Source organism: Janthinobacterium sp. FW305-128 (assembly GCF_020858135.1).
GTDB lineage: Bacteria > Pseudomonadota > Gammaproteobacteria > Burkholderiales > Burkholderiaceae_D > Janthinobacterium.
The window spans coordinates 1-866 of the sequence record NZ_JACYMK010000043.1 but is presented as its reverse complement, the minus strand read 5'-3'; the positions used below and the strand labels follow the sequence as shown (position 1 = coordinate 866).

1 protein-coding gene is annotated in these 866 nt (G+C 67.6%); it reads right to left on the bottom strand.

Annotated elements, in window-relative coordinates; translation table 11 throughout:
• Positions 1–866, bottom strand: an 866-nt coding sequence (locus IGS60_RS28245; protein WP_230506906.1) for a YDG domain-containing protein, incomplete at both ends; no start/stop codon positions are given.

The window sequence follows — 866 nt, the reverse complement described above, 5'->3', positions numbered from 1 at the left end:
AGGCCCGTGCCGTCGCCCAGCTGGCCGCCGCTCACGGTCACGGTTTTGCCGTTGCCGGCATTCTTGTCGGCAAACGCCCCTGTCAATGCGCCCAAGGCGAGCGTCTCGTTGCCGACGAGGCCAGACAGCGTGCCGCCAGTCAGCGTGGCCGCCGTGCCGCCGTCATAGATTTTATTCGCAGCCGACACGCCCGTGATGCTGAGCGCCTTCGGCGTAATGGCCGCCGTCACGCTGGCCGGCGCGCTCACGCTGTAGTTCGCCGCCAGGCCCGTGCCGTCGCCCAGCTGGCCGCCGCTGACGGTCACGGTTTTGCCGCTGCCGGAATTCTTGTCGGCAAACGTGCCCGTCAATGCGCCCAGCGTCACGGTTTCGTTGCCGACGAGGCCCGACAGCGTGCCGCCGCTCAGCGTAGCCGCCGTGCCGCCGTCATAGATTTTATTCGCGGCCGACACGCCCGTGATACTGAGCGCCTTCGGCGTAATGGCCGCCGTCACGCTGGCCGGTGCAGTGACACTGTAGTTGGCCGCCAGGCCCGTGCCGTCACCCAGCTGGCCGCCGCTCACGGTCACGGTTTTGCCGTTGCCGGCATTCTTGTCGGCAAATGCGCCTGTCAGTGCGCCCAGTGCCAGGGTTTCGTTGCCGACCAGGCCCGACAGCGTGCCGCCAGTCAGCGTGGCTGCCGTGCCGCCGTCATAGATTTTATTCGCGGCCGACACGCCCGTGATACTGAGCGCCTTCGTCGTAATGGCCGCCGTCACGCTGGCCGGCGCATTCACGCTGTAGTTGGCCGCCAGGCCCGTGCCGTCGCCCAGCTGGCCGCCGCTCACGGTCACGGTTTTGCCGTTGCCGGCATTCTTGTCGGCAAA